Below are 16,843 nucleotides of genomic sequence, written 5' to 3' on the forward strand. Positions count from 1 at the left end.
GCCAAGTCTGCGAAGGGTGCGCCGACGCCGTGCTCGCGTACGCTGTCCGGACGCGGACACGGAGGGGCGCGCGTGGGCAAGACGTATGCGGGGGCACGGCTGCGCGGGCTGCGCGAGGAACGGCGGATGAGCCAGGCGGAACTGGCCCGGGTGCTCGCCATCTCGCCGAGCTACCTGAACCAGATGGAGCACGACTCCCGGCCGCTGACCGTGCCGGTGCTGCGACGGCTGACCGAGGCGTTCGGCGTGGACCCGGCCTTCTTCTCCGAGCGGGACACCACCCGGCTGCTCGCGGACCTGCGCGAGGCCCTTGCCGGGGAACTCGCCGAGGCCCGGGTCTCCGCCGCCGACCTCGCGGACCTCGCCGGCCGGCTGCCCGCCGTCGCCCGGGTCCTCGTCGACCTCGGCCGGCGCAACCAGGCACTGGCCGAACGCCTCGCCGGGGCCGCGGAGGGCCGCGGCGCCGACCCCGCACAGCCCCGCTCGCCCCACGAGGAGGTCCGGGACTTCTTCTACCGCCGCCGGAACTACCTGCACGACACCGACCTCGCCGCCGAAGGCCTCGCCGAGGAGGCCGGCATCCGCCCCGGCGAGGTCGTCCGGGCCCTGGCCGGCCGCCTCGCCGACCGGCACGGCGTCCGGCTGTCCGACGACGCCGGCGACCACCTGCACCACTACGACGCGGTGACCCGCACCCTGCACCTGTCCGGCCGGCTGCGGCCCGGCCAGCGCGCGTTCCGCGCCGCCACCCAGCTCGCGCTGCTCGAACACGGCGCCGAACTCGACCGGTTGGCCGCCGAGGACTTCGCCCCCGGCTCGCCCGCCCACACCCTGGCCCGCATCGGCATCGCCAACTACTTCGCGGCGGCGCTGATCCTGCCGTACCGGGCCTTCCACACGGCGGCCGAGGAGGCGCGCTACGACATCGAGCGTCTCACCGACCGCTACGGACTGGGCTACGAGACCGTCTGCCACCGGCTGAGCACGCTGCAACGCCCCCGGCTGCGCGGAGTTCCCTTCTCCTTCGTCCGGGTGGACCGGGCGGGCAACCTGTCCAAGCGACAGTCGGCGACCGGGTTCCACTTCTCGCGGGCCGGCGGCACCTGCCCGCTGTGGAACGTCTACGAGGCGTTCGCCGCCCCCGGCCGCATCCACGTCCAGCTCGCCGAAATGCCCGACCGCGAACGCTACTTGTGGACCGCCCGCGCCGTCATCCGGCACCGCGGCGGCTGGGGCGAACCCGGCAAGACCTACGCCGTCGGCCTCGGCTGCGAGGTGCGGCACGCCCACCGCCTCGTCTACTCCGACGGGCTCGACCTCGCCAGCCCCACCGCCGCCACCCCCATCGGCATGGGCTGCCGCGTCTGCGACCGCCCCGCCTGCCCCCAGCGCGCGGCACCACCGCTCGGGCGCCCGCTGCGGATCGACCAGAACACCGGCACCTTCGCGCCGTACCCGATGGCCGACGAACCGGCCTGAGGCGGGCGCCCGACGCGGGGTGCGGCGGGCGCCCGACGGGGAGCGCGTGGGAGCCGTCCCGGGGCCGACGCCGGTCAGCCGGCCGCGCCGTAGTCGGGCAGCACCAGCCCGGAGTGCGCCGTACGCCCCTCCTCCGCGCCGGCCGTCACCAGGGCCCGCGCCTGGGCGCCAGGCTCCCGCAACACCGCGTTGCGGGCCTCCAGTTGCTCGCGGGTGGTCGGTGTGACCACGGTGCCGCCGCTGGTGGCCAGCGCCTGGTTGCGCTCGGCGAAGGGCCGCATCCGGCGCTCGTACGCGGCGAAGGCCTCCTCGTGGCCGGCGTGCGTGGCCAGCTCGCCGGCCAGGACGTAGGCGCCCACCAGCGCGACGCTCGACCCCTGCCCGGACAGGAACGAGGTGGCGTGCGCGGCGTCACCGGCCAGGGCCACCCGGCCGTGTGACCACTTGGGCAGGTGGATCTGGCTGACGATGTCGAAGAACAGGTCGTCGGCCTCCCGCATCGCCGCCACCAGGCGCGGCAGGTGCCACACCCGCTCCGGGAAGCGGGCCGTCACCAGGTCGCGCTGCGCCCCCGGGTCGCGGAACGCCTCGAAGGGCGGCGTCTCGCGGGTGAAGGTGAGGAAGCCGTGCACCCGCTCGGACGGCTCGTGGGCGTACAGCGCCGCGCTGCGGCCCGGCTCGTTCCAGATCACGGCCTCGTGCCCCAGGCCGAATTCGTTCGGCAGGGTGAAGCCCGCGAAGACGTGCCCGAGGTAGTGGTGGAAGGGCTCCTCGGGTCCGAACACCAGGCGCCGCGTGTTCGAGTGAAGTCCGTCCGCCCCGATGACGAGGTCGAAGGTGCGGCGGGCGCCGCTGTCGAACGCGACGTGCACGGCGTCGCCGTCGTCGTCCAGGGTGGCGATGGAGTCCCCGAAGAGGAACTCGACCCGGTCGCGCAGCGGGGTGTACAGCGCGTCGGCCAGGTCGCCGCGCCGGACCTCCAGGTCGAGGCCGGCCGTGCCGCCGGTCATCTGCTCGGGCGCCAGCGAGCCGACCGTCTCACCGGCCGCGTCGAGGAACGTGACACGCTGGGTGTCGACGTGCGCGGCCCGCAGCCGCGGCAGCAGGCCCATGCGGTCGACGGCCTCGCGGGCGGTGCCGCGTATGTCGATGGCGTAGCCGCCGCCGCGCACGGTCGCGGCCTTCTCCACGACGGTGACCTCGAAGCCGTAGCGGTCGAGCCAGTGGGCGAGCGCGGGGCCGGCGATGCTCGCCCCGGAGATCAGGACGCGGCGAGCGGGACGGAAGGTGCGGGACATGGTGGATCCATCCTTTCGATGGAAGATGCCTACCTTAGGTATCCTTGCAGAGGCCGCGCGGCGGTGGCCGACGCGAACCGTCCCCACCAATATAGATAACTAACTCAGGTATGTAAATGGAGGTGCCATGACCCCCGAGTCCCCCGGGGCGTCCGGACCGGAGACTCCCCACTCCGAACTGCTCACCGTGCTGCCCCGGATCACCCAGCTCAGCGCCGCCTTCAGCAAGGGCCGCCTCGTCGAGCGTGCCGTCGAGGCGGCCGGACTCGCCCTCGACCGGCCCGCGATCGGCGTCCTGGTGTCCGTGCGCACGGCCGACGGGCCGCTGCGGATCGGCGAGATCGCCGAGCGCATGCAGGTCGTCGGCCCCCACATCACCCGTCAGGTCCAGGCCCTGGAGAAGCGCGGCCTGGTACGGCGCGTCGCGGACCCGCACGACCGCCGCGCCAGCCTCATCGAACCCACCGAGGCCGGCCGGGAGGCGGCCGACCGGTACGTGACCTCCATCCTCGGCTGGTTCGCAGACGCGCTCGCCGACTGGCCCCCGCAGGACCGCGACGACCTCGCCCGCCTCCTGACCCGCCTCGCCGACGACGTGACGGCCCGGCTGGCCCGGCTGGAGGACGAGGACTGAACACCGGACCGGCGGGGCCCCGGGGCCCCGCTACAGGCGTCAGGCGGGCGCGAGTTGGGGAGCGGCGGCCTCCAACTCGGCGATGCTGCCCGACATGATCGTGCGCACGTGCTCGGTGATGTGCTCCACCGGCCAGTCCCACCACGCCACCGCCAGCAGCCGGGCGATGTCCCCGTCGTCGTACCGGGTGCGGATCAGCCGCGCCGGATTGCCGCCCACGATCCCGTAGTCGGGCACGTCGCAGGTGACCACGGCGCCGGTGGCGACGATCGCGCCGTGGCCGATCCGCACCCCGGGCATCACCGTCGCGCCGTTGCCGATCCAGACGTCGTGGCCGACGACCGTGTCCCCGCGCCCCGGCAGGCCCGTCAGCAGGTCGAAGTGCTCGGACCAGGAGCCGCCCATCACGGGGAAGGGGAACGTCGAGGGGCCGTCCATCCGGTGGTTGGCGCCGTTCATGATGAACCGCGTCCCGGTGCCCAGCGCGCAGAACCTGCCGATGACCAGCTTCTCCGGCCCGCGGTGGTAGAGCACGTTACGCGTCTCGAAGGCGGTCGGGTCGTCCGGGTCGTCGTAACAGGAGAACTCCCCGACCTCGATCAGCGGAGACCGCACAAGGGGCTTGAGCAGCACCACCCGGGGCTGCCCGGGCATCGGACGGAGGACGGTGGGGTCGGCGGGCACAGGCATGCGGGGTGTTCCTCAATCGGTGATGGATCCGTGTCCCCCCATGATCGCGGCACCGCCGCGCCGATCCGGGACTCCCGCGCGGTGTGCCGTCCCGGCCGGCCCCCGAAATACTGGGAGAAGAGGACGACCGCTGCCGTCGGAAGGGGCGGAGGCGATGACGACACCGATGATGCGGGCCTGGTCCGTGGTGCGGCCCGGGCCGGTCGAAGGGGACCCGCTGCGCCTCGTGGAGCGGCCGGTTCCGGTGCCCGGACCGGACGAACTGCTGGTCCGGGTACGGGCCTGCGGAGTGTGCCGCACCGATCTGCACGTCACCGAGGGCGACCTGCCGGTACGCCGGGCCGGGGTGACCCCCGGGCACGAGGTGGCCGGCGAGGTCGCGGCGGCCGGCCCCGGTGCGGACGGCTTTTCGGTGGGTGACCGCGTGGGCGTGGCGTGGCTGCGCCGGACCGACGGGGTGTGCGCCTACTGCGCCCGGGGCGCCGAGAACCTCTGCCCGCGCTCGCGCTACACCGGCTGGGACGCCGACGGCGGCTACGCCGAGTACACCACCGTCCCGGCCGGCTACGCCTACCGGCTGCCCGACGCCGTGCCCGACGTGGCGGCGGCACCCCTGCTCTGTGCCGGGATCATCGGGTTCCGGGCACTGCGCCGCACCGGACTGCCGGCGGGCGGCCGGCTCGGCCTGTACGGCTTCGGGGGCAGCGCCCACCTGTGCGCGCAGGTGGCCCTCGCCGAGGGCGCGACCGTGCACGTCGTCACCCGGGAGCCGGCCGCCCGGGAACTCGCCCGCCGGCTGGGCGCGGCCTCCGCGGTCGACCTGCGCGAGCCGCCGCCGGAGCCGCTGGACGCCGCGATCCTGTTCGCCCCGGCCGGCGACCTGGTCCCGGTGGCGCTGCGCGCCCTCGACCGGGGCGGGGTGCTGGCGCTCGCGGGCATCCACCGCAGCGACGTACCTCCGCTGCGCTACGAGACCGACCTGTTCTACGAGAAGGAACTGCGCAGCGTCACCGCCAACACCCGTGCGGACGGACGGGAGTTCCTCACCCTGGCGGCCCGCTACGGGGTACGGGCGACCACGCATCCCTATCCGCTCACCGAGGCGCCCCGGGCCCTGCGGGACCTCAAGGCCGGCCGCTTCGACGGGGCGGCGGTCCTCGTGACCGACCCGGACTGACCCGGCCGGCCACGACGACCTCGCTGGCTTGGTGCGGCGTACGCCTCCCGGAAGGGGGAGGGACGGGGGCCTACCGGTCCCCGCTCTCCGGTCCCGGCGTCCCGGACGTACGCGGGGACGCCTGCTGGAGGCGGTCGATCATCCGGGAGGCGTCGGCCTTCGTGAGGCTCTCGGGGACCTCTTCGCCCGCTTCGCGTGCCAGGGTGCGCAGGTAACTCAGCTGCGGACCGGTCGCCGGCTCGTCGCCGGTCGCCCAGTCACGCACGTCCTTGCTCGGGTTCGCTTCGCTCATGGCTCACGGCTACCCACGACCGCCGCTTCGACGCGGCCGACGCGGCACGCGGTGATGCGGCCGTGCCGGTGCCGTGTCGTGCGGAGCCGGTGGGGAACCCGGCCCGGCATGGCAGTACACGAATCTCGTAATTCCCCACGAAACGACCGGGAGGTCGTCACCCGGCTGCTTCCGGTCTGGCTGGAGGAGATGGAGCGGCACGACCCCGGCGCCGCCGAGCGCGCCCGGGAGGGCTGGGAGAGCGGCGCCCTGTCCGAGGACGCCGCGCAGGACCTGGCCACCTGGGTGACGGCGCGCGTCACCGACACCGGTTTCAACGACGAGGAAGGGCCCCGGGTCGACGGTCCCGCCCGCATCACGCCGGCCGACAAGGAGAGCCTGCACCGGTGGCTCGCGGCCCACGGTCACCACATCTGAACCGGGAGCACTGTCATGCCTCCTCGGCGTGCCATGATTGCTACTCGCCAGTAGGACGTCCTTTGGCCCCCGACCGGGAGGCGGCAGCATGCCCCGACTGTTCACCGTGAGCGACAGCATCGTCATCGGTGTCCCGCCCGAACACGCCTACCGGGCGGTGAGCCGCCCCGGTGACATGGGCCGGTGGAGTCCGGAGAACCTCGGGACGACGGACGACTCGCCGACGGGACCGGTCTCGCCGGGCACCACGTTCGTCGGGCGCAACAAACGCGGGCGCTTCCGCTGGGTGACCCGGTGCACCGTCACGGCGGCGGAACCGGGCCGGTACTTCGCCTTCCGGGTGCACGCCATCGGCGTCGACCGGCCGCGGCTACGGGGGCCCATCGCCACCTGGGAGTACCGCTTCGAACCGGAGGGCGACGGCACCCGGGTGACCGAGACCTGGACCGACGACCGGCGCTCGTGGCCGGCCCCCGCCGCCCAGGTCTTCGACCGGATCGTCACCGCGGGCCGCACCTTCGCCGACTTCCAGGCGAGGAACATCCGCGCCACCCTGCGCAACCTCAAGCGGGAACTGGAGCGCGAGGCGGACGCCGCGGTCTGAGCGTCGTACCCGGAGCCGGCAGGCGTGAAGCTGCGCGGCGGGCGGCCCGCCCGCACGATGGAGGCGCGGCCCGCCGCCCGCGCGGGACCGGAGGGGGCCGGGACGGGAAGCGAGGCGGTATGGACGACACCGAGCGGAAAGAGACCTGGGACGAGTTCCGCGAGCTGGTGAACATGACACCGGCTCAGCTGGACACGTGGCTGGACACCGACGAGTCGCGCGGCGCCGGTCAGCACCAGGGCGGGGGCGAGTCCACCGGGCACGCGTCCGGGCGCCGGATCACCGAGATCCTGCGGGCTAGGAAGGGCGACCTCTCGGACGACGACTACCGGCACATGCGCAAGGTCGTCGGCTACGTCCGCCGCCATCTGGCCCAGCGCCCGGACGGGGACGTGCGCGACACCCGATGGCGGTACTCCCTCATGAACTGGGGCCATGATCCGCTGGCCGGTGACTGACGACGAGGCCGGGAGGCCGCCGCGAAAGGGGTACCCGGACACCGGCAGAGACCGTTGCACAGCCGGAAGGGACTTCTCCCATGACTCAGCATGTGCGTGATGTCATGACCAGCGACCTCGTCACCGTCGAACCGCAGGCGTCGGCAGCCGCCGCGGCGCGGCTGATGCGGGACGAGGACGTCGGCGCCGTCCTGGTGACGGACCACGGTCACCTGCGGTGCCTGGTGAGCGACCGCGACCTGGTGGTCCGCGTGTTCGCCGAGGGCGGGGACCCGGAACAGACGACCGTGGCCCAGGCGGGCAGCGAGGAACTGATCACCGTCGGCCCGGACGACGACCTGGACCGGGCCCTCGGCCTGATGCGCGAGCACGCCGTCCGCCGCCTCCCGGTCGTCGAGGGCGACCGGCCCGTGGGCATCCTCTCCCTGGGCGACATGGCGATCGAACGCGGCGAGGGCACGGCCCTGGGCGACATCAGCGTGGCCAGGCCCAACACCTAGCGGCCTGCACACGGCCCGTCACCGCATCGTGCGCGGCGGCGCGGGTACCGGACGCACCACGGGCGGTGCCTGCGCATCCGTCCGGGAAGGTCGGGAACGCGGCGAGGAGCGGACGATGGGGCGCGACGGGCGGCACAGGCACACAGGACACGACCGGGCCCGGCGCCTGCGCGAGGCGGCGGCGGAGGTGTTCGGCTGGGACGCCCTGTCGCCGGAACAGCTCACGGCGATGGAGTGGGTGCTGGAGGGCGAGGACACGCTCGTCGTCATGCCGACCGGGTCCGGCAAGTCGGCCGTCTACCAGGTGCCGGCCGTACTGCTGTCCGGGCCGGTGGTCGTGGTGTCCCCGCTGCTCGCCCTCCAGCGGGACCAGATAGCGGGGCTGCCGGACGACGCCGGGGCGCCGGGCGCCGTGGCCGTCAACTCCGATCTCGGCGCTGCGGAGACGGAGGCCGCGTGGCAGGCGGTGGGCCGGGGCGAGGCCCGGCTGGTGTACCTGTCGCCGGAGCAACTGGCCAAGGACGAGGTGGTGGAGCGACTGGCCGGAACGTGTCCCGCCCTGTTCGTCGTGGACGAGGCGCAGTGCGTGTCCTCCTGGGGGCACGACTTCCGCCCCGACTACCTGCGCCTGGAACAGGCGGTACGGCGGCTGGGCCGGCCCCCCGTGCTGGCGCTGACCGCGACCGCCGCACCGCCGGTGCGCCGCGAGATCGCCGAGCGGCTCGGCATGCGGGAGCCACGGGTGCTGGTGACCGGCTTCGACCGGCCGAACATCCGGCTGGAGGTCCGCCACTTCGTGGACGACGAGGACCGGCGCCGGACCGTCGTCGAGCGGGCCGCGGCCGAGCCCAAGCCGGGCATCGTCTACGCCGCGACGCGCAAGGACAGCGAGTACTACGCGCGGGAACTGGCCGCCCTGGGGCTGGCCGCCGAGAGCTACCACGCCGGGCTGCGCGCCGCCGAGCGCTCGCGGATCCACGACGCCTTCCTCTCCGGCGCGGCGGACGTCGTGGTCGCGACCTCCGCCTTCGGCATGGGAATCGACAAGGAGGACGTACGGTTCGTCGTGCACGCCGCCCTCCCCGGTTCCCTGGACGCCTACTACCAGGAGGTCGGCCGCTGCGGCCGGGACGGGCGTCCCGCTCTCGCCGTGCTGCACTACCGGCCGCAGGACACCGGGATGCAGAGCTTCTTCGCCGGGCGCGCTCCGAGCCGCGACACCCTGGCGGAGGTGGCCGAAGCCGTCCACGGCCACCGGGACGACCCCGCCGACCTGGCGGACCTGCGCCGCCGGGCCGGCCTGTCCCGGAACCGGGTCACCGCCGCGGTGAACCTCCTCCAGGAGGCCGAGGCCGTCACCGTGGGGGAGCGGGGCGAGGTTTTCCCGGTCCCCGGAGTGTCCGCCCACCGGGCCACCGAGCGGGCCGTCGAGGCCAAGGAGGCGCACCGCCGGACGGAGCGGACCCGGGTCGACATGGCGCGGGCGTTCGCCGAGACGTCCGGCTGCCGGCGCCGGTTCCTCCTCGGCTACTTCGGCGAGGAGTACCCGGCACCCTGCGGCAACTGCGACCGGTGCGAGGAGGAAGGCGCCGAGGACACGGCCGGGGAGCGGCCCGCGCATCCGGACGCGGCGGCCTACGCCGTGGGCAGTCAGGTGCGGCACGAGCGGTGGGGCGACGGCACCGTGCTGAGCGAGGACCAGGACCGGATCACCGTACTGTTCGATCACGCCGGGTATCACACACTGTCCCTGGAGGCGCTGGCCGACCGCGAGAACCTGCTGACGGTGGTGGGCCCGCCGGGCGACGAACAGCCGGCCTGACGCCCGGCCCCGCTCCGACGGCTCAGTGCCCTGCGCGGTACCTCGCGGTGTCCGGCCTGCCCAGCAGGTTCACGGCCGTCAGGGCGGCCCAGCCCAGGGCGCTGGCGACCGCCCCCGTACGGCGGACCCGGCCGGAGAGCGTCCGGCCGAGCAGCAGGGCGTCGCCCACGTCCGACGCGATGCGCAGGGCGGAGGCCGTGGCCAGGGCCGGCCCGTCGGGGGCGACGACCATCGCCAGTCCGCTCGCCGCGTCGCGCCACGCCATCGGGCGCAGGACCATCGCGGTGTGCGGCGCGACGCCGCCGTGCCGCTCGACCAGCCCCGAGGGACGGGCGAGCAGCCCCGGACGGCACGCCGTCGCGATCCCGTAGACGAACGTCACCGCACCGATGGCCCGCAGTCTTCCGGTACGCACCGCCGACACCTCCACCCGTCGCCGACCGCTCCTGTCCTCGTCGCGCGCCGAGTTCCCCCGGCACCCGCCCCGAATCCGTCAGCGCGGCCGGGTCGCGAGCTGGATCAGGTTGCCGCAGGTGTCGTCGAGGACGGCGGTGGTGACCGGACCCGTCTCCAGCGGCTCCTGGGTGAAGCGGACGCCGAGGCCGCGCAGCCGCTCGTACTCCGCCCGCACGTCCTCGACGGCGAACTGCGCGAGCGGGATGCCGTCCCGGACCAGTGCGTCACGGTACGTCCGGGCGGCCGGGTGGCCGGCCGGCTCCAGCAGGAGTTCGGCGCCCTCGGGCTCCTCGGGCGAGACGACCGTCAGCCACCGGTCCGTCCCGCCGACCGGTACGTCGTGCTTCTTCACGAAGCCGAGCACGTCCGTGGAGAAGCGCTCGGCCCGGTCCTGGTCGTCGACGAAGACGCTGGTCAGGTGGATTCTCACGAGGCGATCTCCTCCGCTCGGCGCTGTGCCGCCAGTATCCGCCCGTTCGTCAAGTCACGGGCGGGCGGGTGCGTTTCGCTGGCCGCGGAGGGTTCGAATAGGTTAGGTTAGGCAAACCTAAGTTTCTTCAGGTCCTGGAGGGCCCGGATGCGTCATTCCCTCAGCCATGCCAGTGCGCCGACAGCCGCTGAGCGCGTCCGTTCGATCCTGGCCGCCGCCCACTCGATGACGGTCATCAGCGACGGACGCCACCACGAGGTCCGCCGGCTGGACGGACTCGGTGCCATGGGGCACTTCCACCTGCACGCCCCCTACGAGGGCACCGGCACCCCGTCGGGCACGCGGGTGCCGGTCCGGCTGGAACTCACCGACATCGCCCCCACGCCGGTACGCGACCGGCTGCGGGCCCGCGTCACCCTGACCGGCGTACTGGGCGCCCCCTACGACGCCGACTCCGGCGAGAGCACCTGCATGGAGTTCGGGCAGGCAGTCCTGGAGGACGCCGACGGGCGCGCGTTCGTGACCCTCCCCGAACTGGAGGCGACCGAACTGGACCCGCTGGCGACCAGCGAGGCGAGCATGCTCACCCACCTCGTCGACGACCACGCCGATCTCGTGCCCCGGCTCCTGCGGCTCGTCAGCCCGCGTCCCGAGGCCGGCGTGCGGCGGGTCGTCCCGGTGGCCGTCGACCGGTACGGCCTCACCCTGCGCCTGGAGTACCGGAGCACCCACCGCGACGTCCGCATCCCGTTCCGGACCCCGGTGCGCGACATCGACCATGTCGGTCCCCAGATCCACGCCCTGCTGGCAGCCTCGCGCAGGCTCTCCCACACCCGCCACCTGCCGGCCTGAGCCGAAAGGCCGAGACCATGACGTCGTCAAGCGCCGTCCCGTACCGCATGCCCGACGCGGCATCGGTACCGGACGGCGGTACCACCTGGAAGATCAACCCGCACCGCTCGGCTCTCCTGGTGCAGCACATGCAGAAACATGTCCTGCGGACCCTCAGGGAGACCGCGCCGGTCGGCGAACTCCTCGCCAACATCGGCCGGCTGGTCCACTGCGCCCGAGCGTCGGACATCCCCGTCCTGTATGTGACGCGGGCGCCGGGGCAACGGCTGGACGGTACGGACCGACCGGGCCCCGCCACCCTGATGGCCGCCCCGCCAGGGCCCTTGGCCGACGGCGACGCGCGCGCGTTCGCGGAGGTGCTCCAGCCGCAGCCCGGCGACACCGTCCTCACGGCCAAGCGGTACAACGCCTTCGCCGGCACCCGGCTGCGTTCGCGCCTGACGGAACTCGGACGGGACCAGCTGGTGGTCGTCGGCGCGGCGGCGCGCACGGACGTCCTGCTGACCGCCGCCGACGCCTGGATGCAGGACCTGCAACCCGTCGTGGTCGCGGACGCCGTCGCCGACCGTACGGCCGACGCCCACGCCATGGCCGTCGACTGGCTGGCCGCCACCTGCTCCATGGTCACCGTCACCGACTCCGCGGCGGACGCCTTCCGCGGCCGGTCCGCGGCCGCCGTAGCGGTGTGAACAGGGCACGCGGCCATGGCTAACGCCGCGTGCGGACCAGCAGGTACAGGAAGTACGGCGTCCCGATCACGGCCGTCATGAGCCCGGCGCCGAGCTGGGCCGGTGCGATCACGGTCCGGCCCAGCAGGTCGGCCGCGCACACCAGCACGGCGCCGAGCAGCACCGCCACCGGGACGACCCGCACATGCCGGCGGCCCACCAGGGCCCGTGCCGCGTGCGGGGCGACCAGGCCGACGAAGCCGATGGTGCCCGCGGCGGCGACGGCGGTGGCGCTGAGCAGCACGCTCAGCGCGAGGAACCCCAGCCGCCCACGCGCCGGATCGAGCCCCAGCAGCCTCGGGGTGTCCTCGTCCAGCGACACCAGGTCGAGTTCCGCGCGGCGGAGCACGGCCATGACCAGGCCCAGGGCCAGCACCGCGGCGAGCGGCACCACGTCGGGCAGCGTCCGGCCGTAGGTGGAACCCGACAGCCAGGTCAGCGCCTTCGTCGCGTTGAACGGGTCGGTGAGGATGACGAGCAGGCCGATCAGCGCGCTCGCCCCGGTCGCCACCCCGAACCCGACCAGGACCAGCCGCTCCTGGCGGAAGCCCTCCCGGGCCGCGAGCCCGAACACCAGCACCGCGGCCACCGCGGCGCCCGCGAACGCGGCACCGGCCACGCCCCACGACCCGGCCACCGGTACCGTCGTCACCAGCAGCACCGCACCGAGCGCCGCACCGCCGGAGACCCCGAGGATGCCGGGCTCCGCCAGCGGGTTGCGGGTGACGGCCTGGACGAGGGTGCCGGACAACGCCAGGGCCCCGCCGGCGAGCAGCGCCGCCAGCACCCGCGGCACCCGGGTGTCGAGCACGAAGGTGACGGCCCGTCCGGCCCGCCCCCCGGCCCAGTTCACCACGTCGCCCAGCAGCAGCTTGCTGTCACCGAGCAGGACGGCGGCGATCGTCACGCCGATGAGCGCGGCCACCAGCACGGCCGTGGTCGTCAGGAAGACGGCACGGCTGCGGATGCGCAGCCGGTCGGGCGCGGCGGCCTCCGCGGCACCCCGCACCCGGGCGGCCATCGCCACCAGGAACACGGCACCGACCAGACTGGTCACCACACCGGTCGGCACCGCGACGGCCCGGTCCGCCGGTACGACGGCACGCAGCAGCACATCCGAACCGAGCACCAGCACGGCACCGGTGAGCCCCGCCACCGGCACACTCGTCCGGCTCCGGGACAGCGCCCGGAACCGGCGCGCCAACGGCCGGACCAGCGCGGGGGCGCACAGGCCGACGAAGCCGATCGGGCCGGCGAGCGTGACGGCGGTGGTGGACAGCAGGGCCGCGCACACCACCACCGTCACCCGGGTGGCCCGCACCCGCACACCGAGCCCCCGGGCGGCGTCCTCGCCGAGCGCCAGCGCGTCGACCCGGCGGGCGACGAGCAGCAGCCCGGCGAGACCGGCCGCGCAGACCGGCAGCATCTGGAGCACCCCGCCGAACCCCTGCTGCGCGATGCCGCCCTGGTTCCACTGGTACAGCCCCTCGGTCTGCTGCGGGAACAGCAGCAACAGCCCCTCGGTGACGGCGCTCAGACCGAGGGTGAGCGCACTGCCGGCGAGCACCAGGCGCACGGTGCCGGTACCGAGCCCGGACAGCCCGAGCACCACGGCCGCCGCCGCGAGTCCGCCCGCGAACGCCACGCCCGAGGAGGCGATGAGCGGCAGGGAGACGCCGGTGACGGCGACCAGCCCGAGGGCCAGATACGCTCCCGCGTTCACCGCGAGGGTGTCCGGTGCGGCGAGCACGTTGCGGCTGACGGACTGCAGGGCGGAGCCCGCCGCGCCGAGGACGACCCCGACGAGCACGCCCGCCACCATGCGCGGCAGCCGGGAGGCGACGACCACGGAGGCGTCGCCCGGATCGGCGCGCCCGGTGAGGGCCTTGAGGATCGCGGGGGCGCCCACCGCGGCGGTGCCCTGGGTGATGTCCACCAGGGCCAGGACGACGACCAGCAGGACGAGGCCGACCGTCACCGCGCCGGCACCCCGCCGGGAGGGGGCCGCCGACGGGCGGGTGGTGGGAGCGGGGGGAGCGGAAGCGGTGACGGTCATGGTCTCACTTGGTCAGCGCGGTGACGACGGAGTCGACGTACTCGCCCATCGACCCGGGGCCGCCGAACATCCAGACGCCGTCGGGCAGCCGGTGCACGTTCCCCTTCTTCACGAACGGCAGGGACGTCCACACCGCGTCCTTGGCCAGCACGCCCGTGAACGGGTTGGAGGTCTTGTCCTGGTCGTTGCCGATGTAGGCGAACTGCACGTCCCCGAGCTTGGTCAGGCCCTCGACGTCGGTGGTGGCGAGGCCGTAGTCCTTGTCGCCCTTGACCTTCCAGGCGTTCTTCAGGCCGAGCTTCTCGTTGACCGCGCCGATCAGCGAACCGCTGGTGTACGGGCGCAGGGAGACCTGGTTGGAGGCGACGTAGCCGTCCGCGAAGGCGTACTCGGCGCCGGCGAGACCGGCGTCGGCGAGCTTCTTCCTCCCGTCGGCGAGCTTGGCGTCGAACTGCTTCTCCAGCTCGGCGGCGCGCTTCGTGGTGCCGGTGGCCCGGGCGATGAGGTCCAGGTTCTTCGTCATCTGCCCGATCGGGTCGGCGGCGTTCGCGGAACGCACCTCCAGCACCGGTGCGATCTTGCGGAGTTGCTTGACCGCCGACGCGGACAGGTCCGTGGTGGCGACGATCAGGTCCGGGGAGAGCGAGGCGATGGTGTCCATGCTCGGCTCGCCCCGGGTGCCGATGTCCTTCGGGTCGTTCTTGAGCGGGACCGCGCTGTCCCAGTCCTTGTAGCCCTTGACGTCGGCGACGCCGGTGGGGTTCACGCCCAGGGATATCAGGCTCTCCACGACGTTCCACTCGGTGCCGACCACCTTCTCGGCCGGGGCGTCGAGCTTGACCTTCGCGCCGGTGGCGTCGGTGACGGTGACGGGCCCCGCGCTCTTGCCGCCCTTCGCGCCGGAGTCGGCGGCGGGCTCGGTCGTGCCGCAGGCGGTCAGGACCAGCGCCGCCGCGCCGGCGGCCGTCGTGGTGAGCAGGAGACGTCTGACGGGGTGCTTCATGAGGTGGTGCCGAGCCTTTCGGTTCGCGTGTGATGGCGGCCGATCGCGCGGGTGCGCAGCCGGCCGGTGAGGGGGTCGGTGTCGACCTCGATCCGGATGCCGTAGACCTCGGTCAGCCGCTCGGGCAGCAGGACGTCCTCGGGCCGTCCGGCGGCGACGATCCGTCCCCGGTGCAGCAGCGCGACCCGGTCGGCCACGGCAGCGGCCTGGTCGAGGTCGTGCAGGACGGCGCCGACGGCGATTCCGTGGTCGTCCGCCAGATCGCGGACCAGGTCGAGGAGTTCGACCTGATAGCGCAGGTCGAGATAGGTGGTCGGCTCGTCGAGGAGCAGGACGCCGGTCTCCTGGGCGAGGCAGCCGGCGAGCCACACCCGCTGCAACTGCCCGCCGGAGAGGTGTTCGGCGCCCCGCTCCGCCAGCTCGGCGACGCCGGTCAGGGCGAGCGCGCGGTCCACGGCGGCCCGGCCGTCCGGATCCGCCCGGCCCCAGCGGCCCCGGTACGGGTAGCGGCCGAACTCGACCACGTCCCGCACCGTGAGCCCGCTGGGGGTGGGGCGGCCCTGGGTCAGCAGGGCGACCCGGCGGGAGAACTCACGCGGGGTCAGCGCGAGGCCGTCGGTGTCGCCGTCGACCACCAGCGCGGCCGTCCGGGGCCGCTGGAGCCGCGCGAGGGTGCGCAGCAGCGTCGACTTGCCGCTTCCGTTCGGCCCCACCAACACGGTCACCTCGCCGGGCCTGAGGGTCAGGGCCGCGTCGTGGACGACGTCGACGCCGTCGTAGGCCACGGTGACACCCGTGGCCGACAGCTCATGGCCACGGGACGACCGGGCCGGGGAGGTCTCTTCACCAACTCGCACGCGGTAAGGCTAGCCTAACCTAAAGTTGGCCGGAACCAGTGGGTCCCCTTCGTCAGCCGGACTGCCCTCCGAGCGCCTTCTCGACGCTGTCCACGACCCCCAGGGCGTCGCTGTACGAACCGGGCAGGAAGTCGGCGGTACCGACCACACGGCCCCGCTTCGCGGCCGGCAGCTCCTTGAACGCGCGCAGGGCGAACAGCTTCTGGATGTCGTTGGCCGGGGAGCCGTCGTTGTTCGTGTAGTAGACGACGTAGTCGGCGTCCTTCAGCAGGTCCGCCCGCTCGTACGACACCGACCGCGTCCGGCCCTTGCCGACCGAGGCGGTGGCGGAGGCGAACCGGGCGCCCAGCCTGGCGAGGATGTCCCCGACCGGCGAGGTGGAGCCGTAGATCCAGTAGTTGCCGCTGTCGAAGCCGCCCTGTACCACGTCCCAGCTGCTGCCCGACAGTTTCGCGCCGTCGGCCTCGCGCACCGCGGCGATCCGGTCGGTGTACGTCTTCTTCAGCCGCGTGAGCTGCGCCGTGCGGTTCACGAACCGGGCCGTGGCGTCCGGGTACGCGGTCCAGGAGGCGCTCTCGTCGAAGGACGCGAACGCGGTCGGCGCGATCGCCGACAGCTTCCGGTACGCCTTGGACAGGTAGGGCACGTCGACGCCGACGATCAGGTCCGGCTTGAGCGCGGCGATCCGCTCGTAGTCGATGTCGGCGCCGTTCGTCACCTTCGCCGCGGCCTTCCAGCGCTTGAGGTAGCGCGACGGCACGTAGGTGGCGCCGCTGTTCTCCACGCCGACGGGCTTGACGCCCAGGTCGAGCAGCGACTCGGTGGACCAGGAGTGCACGGAGACGATCCGCAGCGGGCGGGCGGGCACGGTCACCTTGCCGTGCGCCGTGGCGACCGTACGGGTCGCGGCCCCGCCGCCGGTGTCCGTGGCCGACGGCGCGGACGAACCGCAGGCGGTCACGGCGAACGCGCACGCGAGCGCGGTGGCGGCCGCGGCCGGGCGCGCCAGGCGGGTGCGCGGGGTGGGAGAGGGTGCGGACTTCATCGGGGATCCAGGGGTGCGGGGCCGGGGCTTCGGGTCCCGGCCGGT

19 protein-coding genes are annotated in these 16,843 nt (G+C 73.8%); 10 read left to right on the forward strand and 9 right to left on the reverse strand.

The window, feature by feature from the left end; translation table 11 throughout:
- Window positions 1-72: 72 nt before the first annotated feature.
- The gene (locus NX794_RS30695) at window positions 73-1,479 is read left to right on the forward strand and encodes a short-chain fatty acyl-CoA regulator family protein (protein ID WP_258782743.1); all 1,407 of its coding nucleotides are present in this window, start codon (window positions 73-75) and stop codon (window positions 1,477-1,479) included.
- A gap of 74 nt (window positions 1,480-1,553) precedes the next feature.
- Here NX794_RS30695 and NX794_RS30700 read toward each other — a convergent pair whose 3' ends face one another.
- Window positions 1,554-2,777, reverse strand: coding sequence for an FAD-dependent monooxygenase (locus NX794_RS30700; protein ID WP_258782745.1), 1,224 nt, complete (start codon window positions 2,775-2,777; stop codon window positions 1,554-1,556).
- Window positions 2,778-2,904: 127 nt separating this feature from the next.
- Between NX794_RS30700 and NX794_RS30705 the strand changes: the two genes are divergently transcribed.
- Complete coding sequence (locus NX794_RS30705; RefSeq protein ID WP_258782747.1) at window positions 2,905-3,411, forward strand: MarR family winged helix-turn-helix transcriptional regulator; 507 nt, start codon at window positions 2,905-2,907, stop codon at window positions 3,409-3,411.
- 39 nt (window positions 3,412-3,450) lie between these two features.
- On the opposite strand, the gene NX794_RS30710 is transcribed toward NX794_RS30705, so the two are convergent.
- Window positions 3,451-4,101 carry a CatB-related O-acetyltransferase gene (locus tag NX794_RS30710; RefSeq protein ID WP_258782749.1) on the reverse strand — a complete coding sequence of 217 codons (651 nt, stop codon included), beginning with the start codon at window positions 4,099-4,101 and terminating at the stop codon, window positions 3,451-3,453.
- A 169-nt stretch (window positions 4,102-4,270) separates the two neighbouring features.
- Here NX794_RS30710 and NX794_RS30715 point away from each other — a divergent pair, with 169 nt between their 5' ends.
- Complete coding sequence (locus NX794_RS30715) at window positions 4,271-5,278, forward strand: zinc-binding alcohol dehydrogenase family protein (protein ID WP_258782799.1); 1,008 nt, start codon at window positions 4,271-4,273, stop codon at window positions 5,276-5,278.
- A gap of 70 nt (window positions 5,279-5,348) precedes the next feature.
- On the opposite strand, the gene NX794_RS30720 is transcribed toward NX794_RS30715, so the two are convergent.
- A complete protein-coding gene (locus NX794_RS30720) occupies window positions 5,349-5,570 on the reverse strand; it encodes a DUF3072 domain-containing protein (RefSeq protein WP_258782755.1) in 222 nt (73 codons plus the stop codon).
- Between the two features lie 108 nt (window positions 5,571-5,678).
- Between NX794_RS30720 and NX794_RS30725 the strand changes: the two genes are divergently transcribed.
- From NX794_RS30725 to NX794_RS30745, 5 genes are all read left to right on the forward strand, one after another.
- Window positions 5,679-5,987, forward strand: a complete 309-nt coding sequence (locus NX794_RS30725) for a hypothetical protein (RefSeq protein WP_258782757.1) — start codon at window positions 5,679-5,681, stop codon at window positions 5,985-5,987.
- Between the two features lie 88 nt (window positions 5,988-6,075).
- Window positions 6,076-6,591 (forward strand): SRPBCC family protein, encoded by a 516-nt coding sequence (locus NX794_RS30730; protein WP_258782759.1) that lies wholly within the window; start codon window positions 6,076-6,078, stop codon window positions 6,589-6,591.
- Window positions 6,592-6,710: 119 nt separating this feature from the next.
- The gene (locus NX794_RS30735; RefSeq protein WP_258782760.1) at window positions 6,711-7,049 is read left to right on the forward strand and encodes a DUF3140 domain-containing protein; all 339 of its coding nucleotides are present in this window, start codon (window positions 6,711-6,713) and stop codon (window positions 7,047-7,049) included.
- 80 nt (window positions 7,050-7,129) lie between these two features.
- On the forward strand, window positions 7,130-7,549 hold the full coding sequence (locus tag NX794_RS30740; RefSeq protein WP_258782762.1) for a CBS domain-containing protein: 420 nt from the start codon (window positions 7,130-7,132) through the stop codon (window positions 7,547-7,549).
- Window positions 7,550-7,664: 115 nt separating this feature from the next.
- Window positions 7,665-9,371, forward strand: a complete 1,707-nt coding sequence (locus NX794_RS30745; RefSeq protein WP_258782764.1) for a RecQ family ATP-dependent DNA helicase — start codon at window positions 7,665-7,667, stop codon at window positions 9,369-9,371.
- A 22-nt stretch (window positions 9,372-9,393) separates the two neighbouring features.
- Here the strand turns inward: NX794_RS30745 and NX794_RS30750 are convergent, their stop codons facing one another.
- Both NX794_RS30750 and NX794_RS30755 read right to left on the reverse strand, forming a co-directional pair.
- Window positions 9,394-9,786, reverse strand: a complete 393-nt coding sequence (locus NX794_RS30750) for a hypothetical protein (protein ID WP_258782766.1) — start codon at window positions 9,784-9,786, stop codon at window positions 9,394-9,396.
- A 78-nt stretch (window positions 9,787-9,864) separates the two neighbouring features.
- Complete coding sequence (locus tag NX794_RS30755; RefSeq protein WP_258782768.1) at window positions 9,865-10,257, reverse strand: VOC family protein; 393 nt, start codon at window positions 10,255-10,257, stop codon at window positions 9,865-9,867.
- Between the two features lie 147 nt (window positions 10,258-10,404).
- Between NX794_RS30755 and NX794_RS30760 the strand changes: the two genes are divergently transcribed.
- Window positions 10,405-11,109 carry a DUF2470 domain-containing protein gene (locus NX794_RS30760; RefSeq protein ID WP_258782774.1) on the forward strand — a complete coding sequence of 235 codons (705 nt, stop codon included), beginning with the start codon at window positions 10,405-10,407 and terminating at the stop codon, window positions 11,107-11,109.
- A 17-nt stretch (window positions 11,110-11,126) separates the two neighbouring features.
- A complete protein-coding gene (locus NX794_RS30765; protein WP_258782775.1) occupies window positions 11,127-11,798 on the forward strand; it encodes an isochorismatase family protein in 672 nt (223 codons plus the stop codon).
- Between the two features lie 19 nt (window positions 11,799-11,817).
- Here NX794_RS30765 and NX794_RS30770 read toward each other — a convergent pair whose 3' ends face one another.
- The 4 genes from NX794_RS30770 to NX794_RS30785 are packed head-to-tail and all read right to left on the reverse strand — an operon-like array spanning window position 11,818 to window position 16,798.
- Entirely contained in the window at window positions 11,818-13,893 is a 2,076-nt protein-coding gene (locus NX794_RS30770; RefSeq protein ID WP_258782776.1) for an iron ABC transporter permease, read from the reverse strand.
- A gap of 4 nt (window positions 13,894-13,897) precedes the next feature.
- Entirely contained in the window at window positions 13,898-14,896 is a 999-nt protein-coding gene (locus NX794_RS30775; protein WP_258782777.1) for an ABC transporter substrate-binding protein, read from the reverse strand.
- Entirely contained in the window at window positions 14,893-15,753 is an 861-nt protein-coding gene (locus NX794_RS30780) for an ABC transporter ATP-binding protein (RefSeq protein ID WP_258782778.1), read from the reverse strand. The genes NX794_RS30775 and NX794_RS30780 overlap by 4 nt, the downstream gene beginning before the upstream one ends.
- A gap of 52 nt (window positions 15,754-15,805) precedes the next feature.
- Entirely contained in the window at window positions 15,806-16,798 is a 993-nt protein-coding gene (locus tag NX794_RS30785) for an ABC transporter substrate-binding protein (RefSeq protein ID WP_258782780.1), read from the reverse strand.
- Window positions 16,799-16,843: the final 45 nt, after the last annotated feature.

The sequence above is a fragment of the Streptomyces pyxinicus genome (assembly GCF_024753135.1).
Lineage (GTDB): Bacteria > Actinomycetota > Actinomycetes > Streptomycetales > Streptomycetaceae > Streptomyces > Streptomyces pyxinicus.

Bases quoted from the DNA above. Each gene is read 5' to 3' on its own strand.
- NX794_RS30775 (WP_258782777.1), bottom strand. From the start codon at position 14,896: ATGAAGCACCCCGTCAGACGTCTCCTGCTCACCACGACGGCCGCCGGC.
- NX794_RS30735 (WP_258782760.1), top strand. From the start codon at position 6,711: ATGGACGACACCGAGCGGAAAGAGACCTGGGACGAGTTCCGCGAGCTG.
- NX794_RS30700 (WP_258782745.1), bottom strand. From the start codon at position 2,777: ATGTCCCGCACCTTCCGTCCCGCTCGCCGCGTCCTGATCTCCGGGGCG.
- NX794_RS30765 (WP_258782775.1), top strand. From the start codon at position 11,127: ATGACGTCGTCAAGCGCCGTCCCGTACCGCATGCCCGACGCGGCATCG.
- NX794_RS30740 (WP_258782762.1), top strand. From the start codon at position 7,130: ATGACTCAGCATGTGCGTGATGTCATGACCAGCGACCTCGTCACCGTC.
- NX794_RS30730 (WP_258782759.1), top strand. From the start codon at position 6,076: ATGCCCCGACTGTTCACCGTGAGCGACAGCATCGTCATCGGTGTCCCG.
- NX794_RS30725 (WP_258782757.1), top strand. From the start codon at position 5,679: ATGGCAGTACACGAATCTCGTAATTCCCCACGAAACGACCGGGAGGTC.
- NX794_RS30785 (WP_258782780.1), bottom strand. From the start codon at position 16,798: ATGAAGTCCGCACCCTCTCCCACCCCGCGCACCCGCCTGGCGCGCCCG.
- NX794_RS30720 (WP_258782755.1), bottom strand. From the start codon at position 5,570: ATGAGCGAAGCGAACCCGAGCAAGGACGTGCGTGACTGGGCGACCGGC.
- NX794_RS30760 (WP_258782774.1), top strand. From the start codon at position 10,405: ATGCGTCATTCCCTCAGCCATGCCAGTGCGCCGACAGCCGCTGAGCGC.
- NX794_RS30770 (WP_258782776.1), bottom strand. From the start codon at position 13,893: ATGACCGTCACCGCTTCCGCTCCCCCCGCTCCCACCACCCGCCCGTCG.
- NX794_RS30710 (WP_258782749.1), bottom strand. From the start codon at position 4,101: ATGCCTGTGCCCGCCGACCCCACCGTCCTCCGTCCGATGCCCGGGCAG.
- NX794_RS30705 (WP_258782747.1), top strand. From the start codon at position 2,905: ATGACCCCCGAGTCCCCCGGGGCGTCCGGACCGGAGACTCCCCACTCC.
- NX794_RS30745 (WP_258782764.1), top strand. From the start codon at position 7,665: ATGGGGCGCGACGGGCGGCACAGGCACACAGGACACGACCGGGCCCGG.
- NX794_RS30715 (WP_258782799.1), top strand. From the start codon at position 4,271: ATGCGGGCCTGGTCCGTGGTGCGGCCCGGGCCGGTCGAAGGGGACCCG.